Here is a 21,930-nt window from a genome sequence, read left to right on the forward strand (position 1 = left end):
CAAAAAAGCACTTCGACATCATCGGTATTATAAGTAAACTGTGCACCCGTTTAATGCGTAAAACGGTAAGTAGGTAGGTGAATTACAGCCTGTTTTATCGTATCTACACACCGTAAGGCGCAGAATATCTGAGTGATTTATGGGTAATTTTATTAAACGCTGGTGGCATACAGACTGTGTTAAGTGTAGGCGAGTTCGTCTTTATGTACTGTGGGCCGCAATTATGATGGTGGTGTATTTTTATGTCTGGCGCTAACGCAGATTCTATTTTCATTCGAGCAGCATCAAAAAGTAACGGTATCACTAGTGTTGTGCTTGGTGTGCTGGGGTTAGTTGTATCGGCACTCTGGCTAAGTTTTTTACCCGAGTGGTTATTTCTGGCGGGCATCTTTATTACCAGTGCAGCCTTAGTATGCTTATTAATTGGCTATTTCAAAATAAGAGAGCCTGAATACAGCCTTGAAATTGCAAAAGACTACATTACTTATCGCCATCGCTTGGGAAGCTGGCGAATTCATTGGGACAATTTACAGCGAGCCGACTGTCCTCGTGTTCGTCACGGCCTTGAGCATGTACCGCTACAAACTATTGGCTTTAAAATAAAAAACTATACCGATTTTTTAAATACCATTTCACCGCGTTTAGCTACGCATTTGCTCATGGAGCAACGTCCGCTTTTAATGCAGGGAGAGGATGAGAACTGCGCGTCTGGCAGCTGCTATCAACAGTCTATGTTTGATGACAAACATTATGTGATGGACGACGGCACAACCATAAAAGGTATTAAAGCCATGCTAGCGCATCGTATGGTTGAGCTTAGGAAACGTCTAGGCTTTGATATTTTTATCTCTAGCTCTGAGCTAGACCGCGATGCCGATGAGTTTGCTGCGTTAATTATGAAATGCCAAGCAACTAGAAACGCAGCACCAGAGTCAAACTAGCGTTAATGCTGCGCACTCTCTCGTACAATTTTATTACCTTCCTCAATTAGCGAAGGCAAAAACTCCTCCACTAGAGGGTGCTGACCGAGTTTTAAGGCAGTTTCAGTCTCGTTGGCTAAATGCTGCATTTTTGGTAGGCCGGTATAGCAACATGCGCCATGCAGTTTGTGTACTTCTAACTTCAGCGCGTTGTAATCTTGCGCTTCCCACTGCTTGGTCAATGTTTCTAATGTTTCTGGCAGTAGCTGAATAAAGCTTGTCAGCAATTCTTTTGCGGCGTCTTCATTCTGATTAGCTCGCTTTAGGGCAAGCGGCCAATCTATCGATGCTACCTCAAGTTCTGCAGGCTCAATATGAACACACCACGATTTAATCAAATCGATTAGCTTTTCTGCCTCAATGGGTTTTGGTATGTAATCATCCATACCTGAAGCAAGTAAGCGTTCCTGTTCTTCTTTAAAAGCATGAGCGGTAACCGCAATAATGGGCGTGCCCATGTTAAGCGGAGACTTACGAATCTCTCGTGTGGCCTGCAAGCCGTCCATGCCTGGCATCTGCACGTCCATCAAGATCAGGTCGAATTCTTGTGTCTGGCATCGGTTAACCGCATCTTGGCCACTAATAGTAGTGGTGAGTGTAACTGGAGAACTATCGAGCCATGTTTGCAGTAGTTTTAAGTTCATCTCCATATCGTCAACGGCCAGTATCTTAGCTTTGGGCAGCAACGCGACCTTTTCATGGAATGCACTTTGCACCGGTGCAGACTGGTTATGAACTATGCTGTCGAGCTTTGCTACTGTCATTGGCATTCTTACTTGCGAATGAAAGTATTGAGACAGTCGTGGGTATTGCGTAAAAGGCTCTGGTCCTGAGTACCATAAAACACGCTTTTGCGCTGAGAACGTTATAAAGCGTTTTAGTAAGGCATCGCGCTTAGACATTTTACTTACTGGTATGGTTGCCATTAAAAAGTCATACTGCTGTTTCAACGACTGAAGAAACTCAAGTGATTCCACTGACGTTACCTTTGCGCCTAGTGCTTTGAGTATTTTTGCGCTGGCACGACGGGTTGCAGGTATAGGGTCGAACAAAACCACGGTTTTGTTTAACCAATCGTCGTTTGATGAGGGCGAGTACTTTTGGCTTAGCCTGTTCATTCGCATGCTTACGCTAAATGTAGAGCCTTGCCCTAAAATACTCTTAAGCGTTACTTCGCCCTTCATCAACCGGACCAACTCACGACTAATCACAAGGCCTAGTCCAGTTCCCTGGTAGTTTCTATTTAGCGCATCATCTACTTGAGAAAAGGCGTTGAATAGCTTTTTCCTATCTTGACGACTAATGCCTCTACCAGTGTCCTCCACAACTACAGTAAGTTCGTGCATGCCGTGGTCGAGTGAGTGCCCACTTACTGCTAATGTTATAGAACCAGATGATGTGAATTTAAGCGCATTGCTTAAAAGGTTATTCAGCACCTGCTTTATCCTAAACACGTCACCAATGAGTTTTTCAGGTAACGGGTCGAGGTCGAAGATAAATTCTATGCGTTTGCTGTGCGCCGATTTCGCCATAATCGTTACCATTTCCTCAAACAGTTTGTTTGGCGCAAATGGTTGATTATTGATTTGTAGTTTTCCGGCCTCAATTTTCGAGAAATCGAGTACATCGTTCACAATGGTAAGCAGGTTGTCAGCTGCAGTGTTAACAATGCGAACTTGTTCTTGTTGGTCGGTAGGTAGGGACGCATTGTTAAGCTCTTTACTAAAGCCTAGGATAGCGTTTAGTGGTGTACGAATTTCATGGCTCATGTTCGCCAAGAATTGAGATTTTACGTTACTGGCTTTAATAGCGTCTTTACGAGCAATATCTAAGCGCGCATTTTGCTCTTCGATTAGCTCCATGTTATTGCGTAAATCGTTGGTAGCTTGCTCTACTTCATTCTCAAGTTGGCTACGACTTTTTTCCATCAAGGCGAAAGAGAAAAGCCCTGCCTCAAGGAATACACCCACTTGAAAGCAATAGGTGGTAAAGTCGTTTGAAGGTAAAACGCCCATAAGGCTAAGCATGCCCACAATGGCGCCTGTGGCGAGCATGGTCCATGCAAAGATAAAGTAACGAGCTGGTTTAAATCGGTTTATAAAAGCCTCAAACCCAGCGTATATGTAGCTTAAAATAGCAATAAGCCCAACACCATAAACTAGGTTGTTTTTCCAGATAGGGGGGAGTAAATCAACAAAACAGACAAGCCCTGTAATCCCTTGGCAAACGAGCAGGAACTTTATAACGGGGTGTGATGTTGGTGCATTTTGTTCGGTTTCTAGGAACGTCATAGCAAATAAGCCAGAGCTAATGCCGATAATGACAAAGATAAGCTCAGAGTGGCCGACTAGCCAAGCTGGGATACCTTGTGTAAACACTAAATGCGTATGCCCGCCCCATACAAACTGCCATATAATCACCGCAGCAATATATCCAACATAGGCCACAAGGCTTTTTTCTTTTACACCGAAATAAAGGGCTAGGTTGTACACCGCCAATATAAGCAGGCCACCATAAAATAGCCCCCACAGTAAGCTATCCATTTGAAAATAACTGCTGTGAACGGGCTCAGCCTGCACTTTCAATGGTGTGATAAGGCTTGATGAATGGCTTTCTACTCGAATAAACACATCAACAGGCGCGCTGTCTTTTAACTGTGCCCGCAATGTGGGCACTCTAAAACGCTGTTCTTTTTGGGCCTTACCCTGATGACTTTGCTTAATGACGTTGCCGTTTTGCACAAGGTAAAAATCGACACTGTCTAGTTGGCTAAAGTTAATTGAGAACACCCAGTTCTCTTCATTCGACACATTAGCTACCGAAGTAAGCAGCCACAGACCATTGTTTCTAAATCCAAAGTTCGGATTGTCATACGGATACATGAGGAAATCGTTGCGACGGCGAGAGACATCGCTAATGGTAAGCTGGTAATCGGTTTCGTACAGATAGTAAAAAGAATCTGATAAATCAACCGTGCGCGTTTCATCGTAAAGCTGTTCTATTTGTTGTGCTTGCGCGCCCGGCGTTTTGATAAAACCGGCAAAACAAAGCAATAGAAAAAGTGCGCGAATGAAAGGCATTGTCGTCTGTACTTCTTAATTATTTTTATCATTAAACCATTGTCTTAACAGAATGACAAAATCTAGCGCTTTCTGCATTAAATTGGGCTTCCACTCGTATCAAATTCACAGTTTTGTTTTCAAGCATTGCACACACATGCGGTTTACCCCACAATAAGGTTTATGCGCAAAGCTGTGTACTATCGCAGAGCATCGTTATAAGGGCAGATAAGCCAACTAGGTGAAAACTGCCGCGTGCACCAAGACTAATAACAAAACGAAAAATATCATGAGTGACGAGATCATCATTAATCGCGATGGGGTAGAGCAACTTCCTCTTCGACGCTTCACCGAAGACGCTTATCTAAATTATTCCATGTACGTCATCATGGACCGTGCGTTACCGCACATTGCCGACGGTTTAAAGCCGGTTCAGCGCCGTATTATTTACGCTATGTCTGATCTTGGTTTAAGCGCCAACGCCAAATATAAAAAATCTGCCAGAACGGTAGGTGACGTTTTAGGTAAATTTCACCCACATGGCGACTCGGCATGTTATGAGGCCATGGTACTGATGGCGCAGCCATTTTCGTATCGATACCCACTGGTTGATGGCCAGGGCAACTGGGGGGCGCCAGACGACCCTAAGTCTTTTGCTGCAATGCGTTATACCGAAGCAAAGCTGTCGCGCTTCTCTGAAGTTCTGCTTAATGAACTTGGTCAGGGTACAGTAGACTGGGTACCAAACTTTGACGGTACACTGAATGAACCTAGCGTGTTACCTGCTCGTTTACCGCACATACTGTTAAATGGCGTAACTGGCATTGCCGTGGGCATGGCTACCGATATCCCACCGCACAACGTAAGAGAGCTTGCGAACGCTTGTGCAATGCTGCTGGATAACAGCAAAGCCGATTTACAGAATGTGTTAGAGCACGTTAATGGCCCCGACTATCCTACTGAAGCTGAGATAATTACGCCCAAGTCAGATATCCATAAACTGTATGAAACGGGTCGTGGCTCAATAAAGATGCGCGCTGTTTACACTGAAGAAAACGGCGATGTGGTGATTACTGCACTTCCTCACCAGGCTTCTGGTGCAAAAATACTAGAGCAAATTGCAGCGCAAATGCAGGCGAAGAAGCTGCCTATGGTAAGTGATTTACGCGATGAATCAGACCATGAAAACCCAACTCGCTTAATTATAACGCCGCGCTCTAATCGCGTTGACGTAACGCAGTTAATGCAGCACTTATTTGCTACTACCGATCTTGAGAAAAACTATCGTGTTAACTTAAACATGATTGGCCTTGATGGCCGTCCTCAAGTAAAAGATTTGCGCACTATCCTAGCCGAGTGGCTAGAGTACAGAAAAGATACCGTCACTAGACGTTTACAGTACCGTTTAGACAAAGTACTTGCGCGTTTACACATTCTAGAAGGCTTATTGATTGCCTTTTTGAATATTGACGAAGTTATTGAAATTATCCGCACCTACGACAAGCCAAAGCCTGAGCTTATGTCGCGTTTTGGTCTAAGTGATACGCAAGCCGAAGCTATCCTAGAATTAAAACTTCGCCATTTAGCCAAGCTTGAAGAAATGAAGATTAAAGGCGAGCAGGACGAGCTAGCTGAAGAAAGAGATAAACTCCAGCAGTTGCTAGGCTCTGACCGTCGTTTGAAAACATTAATTAAAAAAGAAATATTGGCCGATGCTGAGAAATACGGCGACGATAGACGTTCTCCAATTGTTGAGCGTGGCGAAGCTAAGGCGCTGTCGGAAAAAGAATTAGTACCTGCTGAATCGGTCACCGTTGTGCTTTCTGAAAAAGGCTGGGCGCGTTGTGCCAAAGGTCACGATATTGATGCACAAGGTTTAAGTTATAAAGCGGGTGACGGTTACTTATCAAGTGCTGAAGGTAAGAGTAATCAACCTGCTGTATTTATGGATACATCGGGACGTACCTTCGCCTGTGATGCGCATGGTCTTCCTTCTGCTCGTAGTCAGGGAGAGCCGTTAACAGGGCGCTTTAGTATTGTAGGCGGAGAGTCGTTCGAGCACGTGTTAATGGCACAAGATGAGAGCAAATTCTTAGTTGGCTCAGATGCGGGCTATGGGTTTGTTGGCACATTTAAAGACATGGTAAGTAAAAACAAAGCCGGTAAGGCTTATCTTTCGCTACCAACGGCTGCGAAAGTAATGAAACCGACTTTGGTGAATAATCCTGATGCAGACTGGTGTTTGAGTATTTCAAACGAAGGCCGCATGCTCATGTTCCCGTTACGTGACCTCCCAAGTCTAGGTAAAGGAAAGGGCAATAAGTTAATTAACATTCCTTCGGCCAAAGCACAGTCTCGAGAGGAATATGTGAAAGTGCTTGCCGTTGTGCCAGACGGCGCGTCGATAAAAGTGTCGGCGGGCAAACGAAGCATGACGCTGTCAGCCGATGACCTTACTCATTATCAAGGCGAGCGCGGAAGGCGCGGAAACAAACTGCCAAGAGGGCTTCAGCGCGTCGATACGGTAGAGGTTGTAGAAGCTGAACCCGTTGAGCAAACCAGCAATGAAAGTGAATAAACTGGGCGAGTAACCCATCTGTTATTATCACGAAAAATACGACTAAAAGCGTGCAAGTTATTGCACGCTTTTTTGTTATAAAGTCTAGGTTGTTCTTACGCTTACCTGAGCTACACTTTTAAAAGTAATCGCTTGAGGTAGTGTTATGCTGGGAATTGTATTTACATCGTTAATCGACATGCTAGAAGAGAAGGTGTCACCAGAATTCGCTGATGATGTCATTGTTGAAGCACAGCTTGAAAATGATGGCGCATATACAGCTATAGGTTATTACCCGTTTGAAGACATGCAGCGATTGCTGACTGTATTGGTAGATAAAACGGGGAAGTCAGCCAACGAGTTGTTGTACGACTTCGGCATTTTCCTGTTTGGTAAATTGGGCTCGGCTCACGGTGATGTATTAGCAAATACCAGCGGTATATTAGACATGCTGGCGCACCTAGATGACGATATTCATGTTCAAGTGAAAAAGCTCTATCCCGATGCAGACCTCCCTCGGTTTTCTGTACTATCTCGAACTGATACCACCATGAAGCTTCAATATTATTCTGAAAGAGAGTTGTTTGCTTTAGCTGAAGGGCTTATGGATGCCGCCGCCGATTTTTACGGCGCAAAAATACAGCGAGAAACGGTTAAAACGGATATCCCTCATACCTACGAATTTAATATTACTGTTCAGTAGCGGTCTGATATGTCCAACGAGGCCTCTGATCCACAAAAGCAAATTGCACTGCTGGAACGGCGCTTGAAACGAGAGCGTCTAGCCAGAGAGCAAGCTGAAACATTACTTACTGAAAAAAGTGCCAGTCTGTTTGAGTCGTTACGACAAAGTCAGGCTGCACAAAAAAATCTTGAGCTTGCTTTATGGGCGTCTCAAGAATCGTTTTGGAGTTGGGAAGCGAAAAGCGACTTATTGGAAATCAGATCGTTTTCTTTGCATTCTGCAACGGCATCTCGCTGGGAAGGCACACTGATAAAGTTAATGCAGCTGGTCCATGAAGACGACCTAGATAATCTTCAGTTTCACTGGGCAATGGCGTTACATGGAAACAGAGAGCAGCTTGAGTTTTCCTTTCGTTTAAAAGTTGATAACCACTACCAGTGGGTGCGACTTCGTGGGCGTGTGCTAAAGCGCGGCGATTGCGGTCAGGCCATGCATATCGTTGGTACAACGAAAGATATTACAAGACAAAGAAAAGCTGAACAGTCATTTCACTTAATGGCATCGGCGTTTGCCAGCTCACGTGAACCTATGCTGGTATTGTCTACTGATTTCACTATCACCGAATGTAATGATGCCTTTGTTCAATTAGTCGCAGCGCCAGTTAAAGAAACCGTATTAGAAACCAATTTCAATGCCTTGTTTCAGGGTAAAAAGGTAAATCAGGCCAAACTAAACAAAGATAAGCAGTACCGATTCGAGTCGAAAATTACATCTATGCGGGGCGATGATATTGTTGTTGACGTGTCGGTGGCTTTGTTTGAAGCATATCAGCAAACCTCATCGTATTTAATTGCGACCATTCGTGATATTAGTGACCGAGAACGCAACGAAGCCAAGCTAAAGCAGTTAGCATTGCATGACAACCTTACAGGCTTGTCTAACCGAAACGCATTGCGAGAAGCATTGAATGACCTTGCTAAAGATGATCAGCCATTTGTGTTGGTGTTTGTTGACTTGGACGGCTTTAAAGCGATTAACGATAACGCAGGCCATGAACGAGGTGATACCGAACTCAAAAGAGTCGCAACAGTCTTAAACAATACATTTGGCGAGCTAGGTAAAGTGGGGCGATGGGGCGGTGATGAATTTATTATTGTTTTACCTAACCAAGACTTAAATTGTATTGTTGAACAGTCTGAGGAGCTTATTAAGCACATTGAGGAAGATACTATCTCTGTTAAAAGCAACGAATTACGCCTGTCTGCCAGTATTGGTATTGCAGGTTTTCCGCTGCATTCAGACAACATTGATGGTTTAATTCAGTGCGCCGATGCCGCGATGTATCGTGCAAAAGAGTTGGGTAAAGGGCAAGTCTTTATCTACGAAGACGGCCTCTATGAAAGTATGGCCCAGCAAGTCAGTATGGCTAACGATTTGCGACGCACCATAGAAAAACATTTGCTCGACTTTTATATTCAAGGAAAATACGACTTAAACGGCCGCCTTAAAGGTGGCGAGGTGCTGTGTAGGTGGATATCAGGGCTACATGGTGTGGTGTCGCCGGGTGTGTTTATTCCCATCGCTGAAGAGCAAAATCTCGATTCCGCAATAGGTCTTCAGGCAATTGAAGCGGCGTGTGACTACATTTCAATTATGGAGTCACAGCAGGGGGGAGCCATTCCACTGTCGGTAAATATCAGTGCAAATCAGCTGCTCGACTCTGACTTCCCTGAACAAGCGGTAAAGATTTGTGAGGATAATCACGTATCGCCCGAATATATCGAATTAGAGCTGACTGAATCGGTATTTATTCGCGACGAAAAATCAGCTTTCAAAGCGCTACATCATTTACGCGAGTGCGGTTTCAGGCTGTCCCTCGACGACTTTGGAACCGGTTTCTCTTCGCTAAGTTACTTGCGCAATTTCCAGTTCCAAGTGGTTAAAGTAGATAAAAGCTTAGTTCGTGGAATCCATGAAGACAGCAGAGCTAACGCATTATTTCTAGGCGTTGTTGCAATGCTAAAAAGTCTTCAAATAGAAATTGTAGTAGAGGGTGTTGAGATTGAGTCACATCTGCCTTTTATGGAGCAAGCAGACGTTCAGTTAATGCAGGGGTTCTATTTTGATCAGCCCATGCCTTACGATCAGTTCTTGGCAAGGCACACATCTGAGCCTAAACGATAGAAACAAAAAAGCCCTCTTTAGATACTAATAATAAAGCATCTAAAGAGGGCTTTGTTATTCGTAATAAACGTTATTTTACGTTCGTACTCTCAAAGATTTTGTCTGCTGAAGCTGCCACAAAACCTTGATAGCGCTCGCCATTTGGCATGTCGTAGCGCTGTGCAAATTCATAAAAGCAGCTTGGGATAGACACGGTTTCATCGCTGAATACTACATCTGCGCGGTCTGCCATTGTTGAAGATTGAGCAAGAAATACGTCTGGACCGCCTTTAATTTCGCCGCCAGAAGTATTCAGTACGAACCCTGCTTCTTTCAACAGAAGGTTTACGTCGGTAAGTTCTGTAGTGCGCGTTAAATGGTTAACGCTTACTGTAAAGTGATTAGCGCGAAAGCCCCATGCAGCCATCCATGCAGCATATTCAGATTCATTTAGTAATGTATCGTACTCTGCTTTAGTCACTTCCCAATGCTTACCCGAGTAAAGGAAGTTATCTGCTTCAACAACACTCGCTGGCATCTGATCTACCAATTTCTTGATAATGCGCTGTGCTTCATCAGACAGCTCATGCACGCGCAATTCGCTAATAAACACTTTTGGCTTGGTGTCGTCAGGGTGTTCGAAATGCTTAGCGGTTAGCTTTTTCGCTTCAAAGTCATAATCGCCTTTATCCTCATAACCAAGTGCAAGGAAATGAGCAGCAAGCTTGTCTAAGCGCGTTTTATCAAGAGCAAAAGTTCTAAATGCAACGTGGTCATTAACGATTTCATCTGTGTTCTCTTCTCCAGCTAGTAGCGCGTGAATCTTGTGCGCAGATGGAGTAATAGTCACGTAATCGTCCCACATGTTGCTAAACAACGTATCGATGTTGCTATGCATAATGATAGGGTCCTTTCTGTCGTCTACTCTCTAATGGAGTAAATGGTAATTATGGGTAGGGTAGAGGTATGGCCAACAGCATTTGGCTTGTTGGCCACTGCTGTTTTACATTGTTAAGCCAGGGCTTAGCTTGCCTGGCATGGTAACTTTGTCTAGCTCAACCGACGCAACCGGATAGGCACAGTAGTCGGCAGCATAGAAAGCACTTGCTCGGTGGTTACCACTGTCACCAACGCCACCAAATGGTGCTGCACTGCTCGCACCAGTAATAGGACGGTTCCAGTTAACAATACCCGCACGAATGCGCGCGAAGAAGTAACGGTAGTCTTCTTCGTTATCACCAAGTAAGCCGGCTGAAAGGCCAAAGCTTGTGTTGTTTGCTTCCGCGATTGCAGCGTCGAAGTCGGTATAACGAATCACTTTTAACAGCGGGCCAAAGTGCTCTTCATCAGGCAGTGAAGAAAGCATCTCTGTTACATCGATGATCCCAGGTGTTGCAAAACCTTTGCTTTCGTCTTTTTGTTCAAGTCGAACTAACACTTTACCGCCAAGGCTCTCAAGCTCTTGCTGTGCTTTAACCATTAGCGCAGCCGCATTACTTGAAATCATCGCACCCATAAACGGTTGCGCTTGTGCGTCGTAGTCGCCAACGCTAATGTTTTTAGTGACTTCAATAAGGCGTGCAAGAATAGCGTCGCCTTGGGCATCAGCAGGCAAGAACAAGCGACGTGCACATGTACAGCGCTGACCTGATGTAATGAAGGCTGATTGCACGATGTCGTGTACCGCAGCATCTACATCGGCTACATCTTTTACGATAAGTGGGTTATTACCGCCCATCTCAAGCGCTAAAATCTTACCAGGGTGGCCAGCAAATTGTTCGTGAAGTATCTTACCCGTGCGCGAACTACCCGTGAAAAACAGGCCGTCTATGTCATTATGAGAAGCAAGCGCTTTACCTGTTTCCACTTCACCTTGCACTAGGTTTAATACACCTGCAGGCAGGCCAGCAGCGTCCCACAGTTTAACCATTTCTTGTGCAACCATTGGCGTTAGGTCGCTAGGTTTAAACACAACCGTATTGCCGGCAATAAGGGCAGGCACTATATGGCCGTTAGGTAAGTGTCCGGGGAAGTTGTATGGACCAAATACCGCAACTACGCCATGTGGCTTATGGCGAATGAACGCTTTACCTACAGGCATTGGGTTTTCAACGTTACCGGTACGCTCAAAATACGCTTTTTCAGAAATACCGATTTTACCCATCATGGCGCCTACTTCCGTAGCCGTTTCCCATTCTGGTTTGCCTGTCTCTTTTGCCATTACTTTAGCAAGGTGCGCTTTCGCTTCTTCAAGCTTTGCACCGTAAACTTTAATAACGTCTAGGCGTTCTTCAACGGTTTTCATGCTCCATGCAGGCAACGCTTGGCGGGCTGCGCTAATAGCATCGTCAATTTGAGCTGGCGTTGCTGATTTGCCTTCCCAAATAATTTCGTTTTTTGCAGGGTCAATCGACTTCAGGTCGTGACCTTGTCCGGCAACCCATTCACCGTTTATAAAATGTGTATGTAGCATAGTGGGTGTCCTTTATTAGTCTCTGAACGTTACGGGTGCAAAGCGAACTTCGTCACCTTCTTTAACGTTAAGTGCGGCAGCTGCTTGGCGAGATAAAACTACAACGTTTTGTTCTTCGCTTACCGCTATTTCGGTAGCAACCGCGCGAAAATCTGATATCGACGTGTTGATAATATAGTGCGTCTGACCTTGTGCAGCGGCGCTATCATCAATCACTACAGGCAATTTTAAGCTAGATTGCGCTGTTCGAATGTGGCTTAAGTTGGCTTCAACGGTCGGGCCTGCATCGAAAATATCTACGTAGCCGCGACAAGAAAAGCCTTCTTCTTCCAGAAGTTGAAGTGCTGGGCGGGTTTTCTCATGAACTTCGCCGATAACATCTTGCGCTTCTTTGCTAAGTAAATTTACGTAAATGGGATACTTTGGCATTAGCTCAGCAATAAACACCTTATTGCCAATACCGGTGAGGTAGTCGGCAGTAGGGAAGTCTAGCGAGAAGAAGTGCGTTTCTAGCCATTCCCAAAACGGCGAGCGACCTTCTTCATCACTCACACCGCGCATTTCGGCAATGACCGTTTCAGAGAAGCGCTCTCTGTGCTCCATCATAAACAAGAAACGTACTTTTGATAAAAAGCGACCGTTAATACCACCACGCGCTTGCTCGCGTAAAAACAGCGTACAAATTTCTGTAACACCTGTGTAGTCGTTACAAAACGTCAGGATATCAACAGTATTGTGAATGTTTAGTTCGCGTGAAGCGTGAACCACCTTGCTTAAATGGTAGTGATAAAACGCATCATCAATGCCAACTGCAGCTTCAATGCCTGATGTGCCCACCACTTGACCCGTGGTGGTATCTTCCATTACGAACAAGTATGACTCATCGCCAGGCTCGGTTACGTTGTGTTTATTAAACGCAGTTTCGGCACGATCAATTTTACGCTGAAGTAACTCGTCGTTAACGGGCAAAGACGTAAAGCCTATGCCCGACTCGACAGCTATCTCTTTTAGCGCATTGTAATCGGCTTTTGTGATAGGGCGAATGATATTCATGAAGGCTACTCGTGTTGTATTTATTCGGCGTTTACAACGGCAGCTACGGCGCGTTCAAAACGTGCAAGACCTTCTTTGATGTCTTCGTCAGGAATAACCAACGATGGAGCAAAACGAATTACGTTCATACCTGCTACCAGACACATTAGGTGCTCTTTAGTTGCCGCCATCATGAAGTCGCGCGCACGACCTTGGTATTTTTCGTTTAGCGCACAACCTAGTAGCATGCCCTGACCACGTACTTCTTCAAATACGTTGTACTTGTCGTTAATAGCACCAAGTAATTCACGGAAAAGCGCTTCTTTCTTAAGAACACCTTCCATTACTTCTGGTGTGTTTACAATATCAAACGCTTTTTCTGCCACTGCACAAGCTAGAGGGTTACCACCGTAAGTACTACCGTGAGTACCTGCTTTTAGGTGTGCACCAATTTTCGCAGTAGTAAGCATTGCACCAATTGGGAAGCCACCGCCAAGCGATTTAGCTGTGGTTAGAATGTCAGGTGTTACGCCTAAACCCATGTAAGCATAAAGATGACCAGTACGGCCTACACCAGATTGAACTTCATCAAAAATAAGTACGGCATTGTGCTTGTCACATAGCTCGCGTACGCCTTTTACAAAATCAACGTCAGGTGGAATGATACCGCCTTCACCTTGCAGTGGCTCCATCATTACCGCACAGGTCTTGTCAGAAATCATCGCTTCAAATGCCGCAAGGTCGTTGTAGTCACAGTGTGATACAGCGCCTGGCTTAGGGCCGAAACCGTCAGAGTATGCAGCCTGGCCACCTACTGTTACGGTAAAGAATGTACGGCCGTGGAAACCTTTGTTGAAAGCAATGATTTCGTTTTTGTCTTCGCCATAGTGGTCAAGAGCAAAACGACGCGCTAGTTTAAGCGCCGCTTCGTTAGCTTCTGCGCCTGAGTTTGCAAAGTACACTTGGTCTGCAAATGTAGCGTCTGTCAGCTTCTTCGCAAGGCGAAGCGCAGGCTCGTTAGTGAATACGTTACTTAAGTGCCAAAGCTTGCTGCCTTGTTCGTTTAGAGCCTTAACTAGCTCAGGGTGACAATGACCTAATACGTTTACGGCAATACCGCCTGCAAAGTCGATGTACTCAGCACCATCTTGATCCCAAACGCGTGAACCTTCACCGCGAACAGGAACCATCGCTGCCGGGTTGTAGTTGGGAACCATTACATCATCAAATGTAGCGCGAGTTACGTTCATCTTTGTTACCTCTGCGTTGGGCGCCATGCACATTATGTGTCTAGAGCCTGCTGAATTTTGCTGCATTTTTAGCAACCGCAAAACACAACAGAAACTGTTTGTGGCGCATAAAAACTAATCTAATTTGGAGCATAGTATGCCATTTTTTTTAACATTTGTCTTTAGTGTGAATGGCTACAGCCCTTTATTTATAAGGACTGTGGCTTAATTTGCAGTAAAAGTGAATAACTATTTACTGATTGGTTATAGCATTGTGGAATATTGAGCAAACGTAGGTGCGAAAGGGGGTAAAGACAGAATGTGGCGCATAATGAACGCCACGGTACTGCGCCAAATTTGGCTAAAAAGGTAACAGCGAAACGAATAATGAGTGCATGAATATCCAATATTTTTTTAATGTTTTTCCTCGTGTTTAGTCAAAGGAAGCGTAAAAATATCAATAGATTTCAGTTTTTCGAGCGCACCTGCTGGGTACTTCTGCTCAGCAATAAGTGGCTTAACTTCATGCAGTTCTACTAGCTTAAGCTGGTGGAGCATACGAATTTGCGTGTAAATTCTTGCTTGGTTTAATACTTTGCCTAACGAGTTAGGCGCTGCCGGCGCGTTCATTGCGCATGTTTGTATAGGTTCATTTAGGCGCAATCGTGTAAACTGCATGTGTTCAATAACATCAGCAGATACTTTGTCTGCAAATTCCTGCTGCAAAGCAATAAGGTGGTTTGCCGACGGTGTTATCTTTAACAGTGCTTCATGCCGTTTTTGCTCTTTCTCTTTCTGGCATTCTTGTAATAGCTGCAGCTGCACTTTATCAAAAAGCTTAAAGTAAAGGCGTGTTACAGCGCAGCGCCCCAAATTGCTCAGCATGCCGAGTGTATAGGCTTCACTTTTATGTAACCCGGCTAATTCTCCAATGTGCTTCGCGGTAAGTGCTACGCCCATCGAATAGGGCATAAGCTTTTGTTTAATCAATGGGTATGGATCGGTAATTTGTGGTATCGCACGTTTTATTACCACCCATGGAATGATTAAACGAAGGTTTTCTATGCCCAAAAAGCTTAATGCCGTTCGAAGCGTTTCAACAACGATAATGCGTCCACGTGAATCTTTTCTTCTAAAGCGTGGGGTATTTACTAGTGCAATGAGTTCGTCATAAAGCCATGGCATAGTAGCAGCAATAGGCTCTAGTTTTGAAATTGAGGCAGCGCGCACTGAAAGTGCATCTAATAACGCGCCCATGTTTTCAGGTAAATTAAGAAGCTGAGAGTATACGTCGTTGGTTTGGCTTAAATATGCTGTCATTTCTGCAAGCAGTAACTCATGCAGCTGGTGGTTAACCATCTCAATATAAGAAGCTTCAGTTTTTTCTTGTAGCCGTTTGTTTTCAATGGCGATGCGCTCAACGTTGAGTAGTTTTCGTCTTGCGTCCCCTTGCTCTGACTGATCAAAGGTAACCTCGCCTGCGCGTTTACGCCCAAGCATATGCATCACACGTTCAGGTGAGATAAGTAGGTTTTCAAATCTATCATCAAGTGTAGGCGGTGTTGATTCGCCAATTGGCATAGTAAAAATGCTCCTGCTTATGACTCTTTTATAAGCGGTAATATTGTCATACATAGAGGTGCCTCTAGCCCGATGAACTGGTGATAACATCTATGTTTCCGCACGCTTTACGCATTTTACTTCTAAAAAGTAAACGAAAACATGATGAATTGCGAATATGTTATCGGCGTAAGCGTAGATTACTTGAGGCGTGCAGTAGCCTTTGATGCTTGTAAAAAAGCGTTAAGAACGTCATGTCCGTGTTCAGTAAGCAAAGACTCTGGGTGATATTGAACGCCCCAAATCGGAAAGTCGTTATGCGAAATAGCCATTATTTCTTTTTCGCCATCCTGTGTTTCACACCAAGCGTCAACGCTTAAACATTGCGGCATTGAGTGAGGTTCCAGTACGAGAGAGTGATAGCGAGTAACGTTGAACGTTGTTGGAAGATGGATAAACAAGCCCGTATTGTTGTGTGTAAGCGGTGACACTTTACCGTGCTTTATTTCCTGCGCACCTACAACGGTAGCTCCGAATACTTGCCCTATAGCTTGATGTCCCAAACATACGCCCATAATAGGGATAATACCGGCAAAATGTTTAATAGCCTTTAAGCTAATGCCGGCTTCATTTGGCGTGCAAGGGCCTGGCGATATGACTAAATGAGAAGGCGCAAGGCGCGCTATGTCGTCTAGCGATACTGCGTTGTTACGCACAACTTCGACATGAATACCAAGCTCTGTGAAATACCGTGCAAGGTTATGAGTAAAAGAATCGAAATTATCAATCAGCAGCAACACGTTTACACTTTGCCTCGGTACGCTTTCTTCATTTGAAGTGACTAACTAGTTGAAGGTTGCTGGGCTCCTACCTACAGGTGCCCAGCAATCATTTTTGATTATGGCTTTGCAATAAAACCTACAGCGTCATAGACACGTTTCAGTGTTTGTGCTGCGCGTGCTGATGCTTTCTCTGCCCCTTGACGCATAACATCGTCAAGATAGCTACGGTCGGCGCGAATTTCTGCGTAACGCTGTTGAATTGGTTCAAGCAATGCTACCACTGCTTCTGCAACGTCACCTTTAAGGTGGCCATACATCTTATCAGTGTACTCAGGCTCTAACTCTTTAACTGACTTACCAGTTGAAAGCGACAGAAGCGTTAACAGGTTGGAAACGCCTGGTTTCTCTGCTGGGTTGTAATAGATATTGGCTTGCTCGTCTGAATCAGTCACAGCGCGTTTAATCTTTTTAGTAAGCTTCTTAGGCTCTTCTAATAAACCAATAAAGTTATTTGGATTAGTGTCAGACTTCGACATTTTCTTTTCAGGCTCTTGCAGACTCATAATGCGTGCGCCAAAGTCTGGGATATATGGCTCAGGTAGACGGAAAACATCGCCGTATAAATTGTTAACGCGAGTAGCGATATCACGGGTAAGTTCTAAGTGCTGCTTTTGGTCTTCACCTACTGGCACCTTATCAGCTTGATACAACAAAATGTCAGCGGCCTGCAAAACAGGGTAGCTATAAAGGCCTACGTTAATGTTGTTTTCGTTTTTCGCCGACTTGTCTTTAAACTGTGTCATGCGGTTCAGTTCGCCCATTTGCGCATAGCAGTTAAGCACCCACGATAGTTGAGCGTGCTCAGGTACATGAGACTGCATAAACAGTGTGCTTTTTTGAGGGTCTATGCCGCAGGCAAGGTAAAGAGCAAGACCGTCAAGGCACGCTTCAGCCAGCGCTTTAGGATCTTGACGTACAGTTATTGCGTGCAAGTCCACAATCATAAAATGACAGTCGTGGTCTTCTTGCATGGCAACCCATTGTTTAAGGGCACCCATATAATTGCCAAGGGTTAGCTGACCAGAAGGTTGGCAGCCACTTAATACAACGGGTTTGTTACTCATTAGTTTGTACCTGTAATACGAATAGTTAAATTAAGCTTGAGAGATTGAAGATAGCTCGTCACGCATTTGATCAATAACGTTACGATAATCGTCTTTTGAGAAAATGGCTGAACCTGCAACGAACATGTCGGCACCAGCCTCGGCTATTTCGCGAATGTTATCTACTTTAACACCGCCGTCAATCTCTATTCTAATGTCATAGCCACTTTCAAGAACACGCTGCTTCACCGCGCGCACTTTGTCTAGCGTGCTTGGTATGAACTTCTGGCCACCAAAGCCAGGGTTTACCGACATAATCAAAATGTGATGAAGTTTATCCATAACATGGTCAAGATAATGAAGTGGCGTTGCAGGGTTAAATACCAAGCCTGGCTTACAGCCAGCATCAATAATTAGTTGAAGCGAGCGGTCGATATGATCAGATGCTTCAGGGTGAAAGCTAATGTAGCTTGCCCCTGCCTTTGCGAACTTCTCAATCATGTCATCCACGGGTTTAACCATTAAATGCACATCGATAGGTGCTGTAATACCGTATTTGCGAAGTGCCTCACAGATCATCGGCCCAAATGTTAAATTTGGCACATAATGGTTGTCCATCACGTCGAAATGCACCACATCCGCACCTGCATTCAGTACTTTTTCTACGTCCTCACCCAGCCTTGCAAAGTCGGCTGAAAGTATAGAGGGTGCGATTAAATAGGGTTTCATGGCACTTCCTTAAAGTAAAAAACGACGGGGTTATTACCACTTACGTTCTGAATATTGGAAAGTTTACCCAAATACGTTCTGCAATGCCATGCAATGCCACGTAAACGTGTGTTAACCACATGACAGATTGGACGCTTTATGTTCACTATAACGTTCTGATGTATTGCCCAATTATGGGGAGGGTGCGTTAACTTGGTGCATTTTTATGCACTCATATTGCATGTCTATTTTTCGCGGCGTGATGGTAGTGTTTGTAAAGTCTATATATAACAGTGTTTTAGCTCTAGCTTTTGTCAATTTTTACAGTTGGCATAAATGGGCACCAACTTTGCGTTAATCAGTTCAAAAATAAAAGACAGACAGAAAAACTAATTACAACAAGTTTGATTTTTGACTGGAGAACACACATGAAAACATCTACAAAAAGAACACTACTTGCCGCTGCTATTTCTTCAGCGTGTCTATTCACTGCAATGCCAAGCTATGCTGAATTCACAGCTAATGCTGGTGTAAGCAGTAACTATATTTGGCGTGGTCTTACGCAAACAGAAAACGAAGCTGCTGTACAAGGTGGTATCGACTATTCTCACGAAGGCGGCTTCTACGCAGGTACATGGGCATCGAACGTAAACTACGGTGCAGGTGACGTTTACTCATACGAGCACGACATGTATTTCGGCTTCGCAGCTGAGTCTGGCGATATTTCTTACGATGTAGGTTATCTATATTACAACTACGATGATGAAGCGAACTTCGACTTTGCTGAAATCTACGGCACTGTTGGCATGGGCGGCTTTAGCTTGTCTTTATACGTGCTAGCACACACAGAAGCTGACGAAGGCCTAGGTCAAGACTTTGGTTTTGGTAAAGCAACTTATACCTCTGTTGATTACACTACAGAAGTACTAAACGGTACTGAGCTAGGTTTTCACGTAGGCTATCACCAAGGTGATTTCGCAGAAGCGTTCAACGGTGTTGAAGGTTATGTAGATTATGGTATTTCAATTGCAAAAGACGGTTTTAGTTTCGCAATTACAGGTACTGACTTAGACGATGCTGGCGATGACGATGCGTTCGATAACGATGCAGTGAAATTCACTGTTGGTTATTCAATGGATTTCGCTCTATAACAGCGCGGCTGATATACAGCAGTTCAAACCTAATTGTCTGAATTTAAAGCCCAATGTAAATCATTGGGCTTTTCTATTTTGAAAAATAATAAACAAAATAGGTTTTTCGAAATATTTGTCTTGTTCGCCAAGTTGATTTGATTATAATGAGACTAAATTTTAAACACAGGAAGGAGTATTCAGGATGAAGATTCTACCTTTTTTCGCAGTAAGCGGTGCGGTAGCGCTATTGAGTATTGCGGCGACATTTACGCCGGAAACGCGCTCGTCTGTATGCGAATATCAGCCTGTAACAGAATTTAACCCCAAACTACCCGCAAGCCACGTGCAAAATCAGTGTGCGCGCCATCTAGACGGCGTTGAGGAAGTAAGCTGGCTTTCATGGATAGCGGGAAAGTCGTCATCTTTCCAATTCCACTTCTTAGATTTACTAGAACTCTTGCATAACGACGACAGTGGTCTAGATTTCTCTGCCTCGCCAAACGAAAGATAAAAACGACTATGCAATCGGGCACCGGTTTTTGGTCGGTTCTTGGCAGCGTACTTGCTAGCTTTTTTGGTGTGCAAAGTCACAAAAACTATCAACGAGATTTCACTAAGGGCACGTTTATTAGCTTTGCAGTGTTCGGCGTTGCCCTTGTTGCACTGTTTGTGTTTGCGCTTTTCACATTTGTTAAATGGTATGTCGGCGTGAGTTGACAGTGATTATCTAGAGCGTGTTGAACTATGGTGCAAAAGCGTACCGTAAAGGTCATGCAACTCTAGTATTAATCAACAACAATGCTTTTGTAGTCATCCATGGTATTTACGTTAGAGAATAAATGCGAGTTGTTAACCGGCAATTTTTCGTGCTCTAGCTGCGCTATAAGTGAACGTATCGATAAATTGTCTTTTTTCTCTAATATGTTTGAAAGAATGTGCCTTACCTTTTCTGTGTTAGCGAGAAAAAGCGGTAAGGGAAAGCTTTCATAATACAACGCCTCAGTTGTGCGTTGGGTATGTGTTACCAATGGTGTTAGCTGTTCACAGGTAAGCAAAGGCATATCTACTGGCATAATAAGAAGGCTGTGACTTGTTTGTTGTAAAGCGGCATGAATGCCAGATAACGGGCCGCAGTTAGGGTAAATGTCGGGAACCCCCGCTTTATTATTAGCCGATACAATAATGTCACTTGCCCCTGTTTCAATAAGTAGGCGTTTGCAGTGGTTCAAGAATGAGTTTCCTTTGAACAAAAGTGCTGACTTGTCTTGCCCCATTCTGCTGGACTTACCGCCAGCTAAAATTACACCAGTAAATGTGTTCAAGTTGCACTCTCCATCGCTGCTGCTTTTGCGCGTGAATTATTGTTGTAGTGCTAGTTTGCTACCTTTATTAGCGGTACATGACCTAGCGTATTGTTTGGCGCGCTGCGTTTCCGTTTCTTTTTCAAAGGCACTTTTGCGGGTGGAAAATACGCTAATATTTCGTCAGCCGGCTGTCGCTTTGCGCCGTTTTGACTTATCGAGCGTTTCACAGACAACATACTAAAGTCTGCACCTTGATATAGCGCGCGAGTAAACGGTAAATCATGATTAGAAATAAGCACTGGAATACCGCGCTTCTTAGAGGCTCTTGTGGCTAACTCGGCTAACTTCTCTTGAGAATCTTGTCCAAAGCTTCGCGCAGCATAGCTGGTAAAGGCTGCGGTTTTACTAATTGGCGCATAAGGCGGATCGCAATATATAACGTTCCCTTTGCGTGCGCGGGTAAATACCTTTTCAAAAGGCAGGCAGGTAAACGTCGCTTTTTGTGATTTTTCCGAAAAAAAGAACATTTCTTCTTCCGGGAAATACGGTTTCTTGTATCGACCAAAAGGTACGTTAAAGCGGCCTTGAAGACTATAACGGCATAAACCGTTGTAGCCATGCCTATTTAAATACAAAAACAGAATAGCCCGATAGTACTCATCTTCAGTGGCGTTAAACTCTTCACGCAACGCATAATAAGTATTTTCATTATTACGACTGCCACTAAAGAATTCTCGTGCATCGTTAATAATTGCGTCTGGCTGAGCTTTCAGAAAGTTATAAAGATTAATTAAATCTGGGTTGATATCGTTAAGTAGGTAACGTTTGTACTGCGTATTCAAAAACACAGAGCCGGCACCAACAAACGGTTCAATAAGTTTGTTAGCTTGCGGTAATCTGGCCTGAATATGCTCTACTAAGCTGTATTTGCCACCGGCCCATTTTAAAAAAGCCCGGTTTTTCTTCTGCATCATGCTAAAACGTTACTACCTAAACGGAATGAAGACGGTGGTTATTCCTAACGTCGCCATTCTAGGCATTGCTGGGGAAGGGTTGTCATTGTGACATCACCACACTAAACAGTGATTGTAACTTTCATCGTTAACAGCGACAACCAGCAAGTGCGTAGTAATACTAAATCGGTAAGACGATTGCCCATCTT

At 44.2% G+C, this 21,930-nt stretch carries 18 protein-coding genes; 7 read left to right on the forward strand and 11 right to left on the reverse strand.

Going from position 1 to position 21,930, the window contains the following annotated elements; translation table 11 throughout:
- Positions 1-242 precede the first annotated feature (242 nt).
- The gene (locus V7R35_RS14105; RefSeq protein ID WP_334015541.1) at positions 243-941 is read left to right on the forward strand and encodes a DUF2982 domain-containing protein; all 699 of its coding nucleotides are present in this window, start codon (positions 243-245) and stop codon (positions 939-941) included.
- Positions 942-943: 2 nt separating this feature from the next.
- Here V7R35_RS14105 and V7R35_RS14110 read toward each other — a convergent pair whose 3' ends face one another.
- On the reverse strand, positions 944-4,060 hold the full coding sequence (locus V7R35_RS14110) for a hybrid sensor histidine kinase/response regulator (protein WP_334015542.1): 3,117 nt from the start codon (positions 4,058-4,060) through the stop codon (positions 944-946).
- Between the two features lie 268 nt (positions 4,061-4,328).
- Here V7R35_RS14110 and parC point away from each other — a divergent pair, with 268 nt between their 5' ends.
- From parC to V7R35_RS14125, 3 genes are all read left to right on the forward strand, one after another.
- Positions 4,329-6,617, forward strand: a complete 2,289-nt coding sequence (gene parC / locus V7R35_RS14115) for a DNA topoisomerase IV subunit A (RefSeq protein WP_334015543.1) — start codon at positions 4,329-4,331, stop codon at positions 6,615-6,617.
- 145 nt (positions 6,618-6,762) lie between these two features.
- Positions 6,763-7,299, forward strand: a complete 537-nt coding sequence (locus V7R35_RS14120; protein WP_334015544.1) for a heme NO-binding domain-containing protein — start codon at positions 6,763-6,765, stop codon at positions 7,297-7,299.
- A 9-nt stretch (positions 7,300-7,308) separates the two neighbouring features.
- Positions 7,309-9,465: a putative bifunctional diguanylate cyclase/phosphodiesterase gene (locus V7R35_RS14125; protein ID WP_334015545.1), complete on the forward strand. Its 2,157-nt coding sequence runs from the start codon at positions 7,309-7,311 to the stop codon at positions 9,463-9,465.
- Between the two features lie 70 nt (positions 9,466-9,535).
- Here V7R35_RS14125 and V7R35_RS14130 read toward each other — a convergent pair whose 3' ends face one another.
- From V7R35_RS14130 to rpe, 8 genes are all read right to left on the reverse strand, one after another.
- Positions 9,536-10,342 carry a DUF1338 domain-containing protein gene (locus V7R35_RS14130; protein ID WP_334015546.1) on the reverse strand — a complete coding sequence of 269 codons (807 nt, stop codon included), beginning with the start codon at positions 10,340-10,342 and terminating at the stop codon, positions 9,536-9,538.
- Positions 10,343-10,447: 105 nt separating this feature from the next.
- A complete protein-coding gene (gene astD, locus V7R35_RS14135; RefSeq protein ID WP_334015548.1) occupies positions 10,448-11,917 on the reverse strand; it encodes a succinylglutamate-semialdehyde dehydrogenase in 1,470 nt (489 codons plus the stop codon).
- 15 nt (positions 11,918-11,932) lie between these two features.
- The gene (gene astA / locus V7R35_RS14140; protein ID WP_334015549.1) at positions 11,933-12,970 is read right to left on the reverse strand and encodes an arginine N-succinyltransferase; all 1,038 of its coding nucleotides are present in this window, start codon (positions 12,968-12,970) and stop codon (positions 11,933-11,935) included.
- Positions 12,971-12,990: 20 nt separating this feature from the next.
- Positions 12,991-14,199 (reverse strand): aspartate aminotransferase family protein, encoded by a 1,209-nt coding sequence (locus V7R35_RS14145; RefSeq protein WP_334015681.1) that lies wholly within the window; start codon positions 14,197-14,199, stop codon positions 12,991-12,993.
- Positions 14,200-14,592: 393 nt separating this feature from the next.
- Positions 14,593-15,759 carry an HDOD domain-containing protein gene (locus tag V7R35_RS14150; protein WP_334015550.1) on the reverse strand — a complete coding sequence of 389 codons (1,167 nt, stop codon included), beginning with the start codon at positions 15,757-15,759 and terminating at the stop codon, positions 14,593-14,595.
- 179 nt (positions 15,760-15,938) lie between these two features.
- Positions 15,939-16,538 carry an anthranilate synthase component II gene (locus V7R35_RS14155; RefSeq protein WP_334015552.1) on the reverse strand — a complete coding sequence of 200 codons (600 nt, stop codon included), beginning with the start codon at positions 16,536-16,538 and terminating at the stop codon, positions 15,939-15,941.
- A gap of 98 nt (positions 16,539-16,636) precedes the next feature.
- On the reverse strand, positions 16,637-17,644 hold the full coding sequence (gene trpS, locus V7R35_RS14160; RefSeq protein WP_334015553.1) for a tryptophan--tRNA ligase: 1,008 nt from the start codon (positions 17,642-17,644) through the stop codon (positions 16,637-16,639).
- A 30-nt stretch (positions 17,645-17,674) separates the two neighbouring features.
- Positions 17,675-18,352 (reverse strand): ribulose-phosphate 3-epimerase, encoded by a 678-nt coding sequence (gene rpe / locus V7R35_RS14165; protein ID WP_334015554.1) that lies wholly within the window; start codon positions 18,350-18,352, stop codon positions 17,675-17,677.
- A gap of 407 nt (positions 18,353-18,759) precedes the next feature.
- Here rpe and V7R35_RS14170 point away from each other — a divergent pair, with 407 nt between their 5' ends.
- The 3 genes from V7R35_RS14170 to V7R35_RS14180 all read left to right on the forward strand — a co-directional run bounded on the left by V7R35_RS14170 (position 18,760) and on the right by V7R35_RS14180 (position 20,181).
- Positions 18,760-19,482 (forward strand): TorF family putative porin, encoded by a 723-nt coding sequence (locus V7R35_RS14170; RefSeq protein WP_334015555.1) that lies wholly within the window; start codon positions 18,760-18,762, stop codon positions 19,480-19,482.
- A gap of 184 nt (positions 19,483-19,666) precedes the next feature.
- Entirely contained in the window at positions 19,667-19,975 is a 309-nt protein-coding gene (locus tag V7R35_RS14175) for a hypothetical protein (protein WP_334015556.1), read from the forward strand.
- 8 nt (positions 19,976-19,983) lie between these two features.
- Positions 19,984-20,181, forward strand: a complete 198-nt coding sequence (locus V7R35_RS14180; RefSeq protein ID WP_334015557.1) for a DUF2970 domain-containing protein — start codon at positions 19,984-19,986, stop codon at positions 20,179-20,181.
- 68 nt (positions 20,182-20,249) lie between these two features.
- On the opposite strand, the gene mobA is transcribed toward V7R35_RS14180, so the two are convergent.
- Together mobA and V7R35_RS14190 are read right to left on the reverse strand one after the other, a co-directional pair.
- Positions 20,250-20,786, reverse strand: coding sequence for a molybdenum cofactor guanylyltransferase (mobA, locus tag V7R35_RS14185; RefSeq protein WP_334015558.1), 537 nt, complete (start codon positions 20,784-20,786; stop codon positions 20,250-20,252).
- 50 nt (positions 20,787-20,836) lie between these two features.
- Positions 20,837-21,742 carry a Dam family site-specific DNA-(adenine-N6)-methyltransferase gene (locus V7R35_RS14190; RefSeq protein WP_334015559.1) on the reverse strand — a complete coding sequence of 302 codons (906 nt, stop codon included), beginning with the start codon at positions 21,740-21,742 and terminating at the stop codon, positions 20,837-20,839.
- Positions 21,743-21,930: the final 188 nt, after the last annotated feature.

It is taken from the genome of Alteromonas sp. S167, from assembly GCF_036864375.1.
GTDB lineage: Bacteria > Pseudomonadota > Gammaproteobacteria > Enterobacterales > Alteromonadaceae > Alteromonas.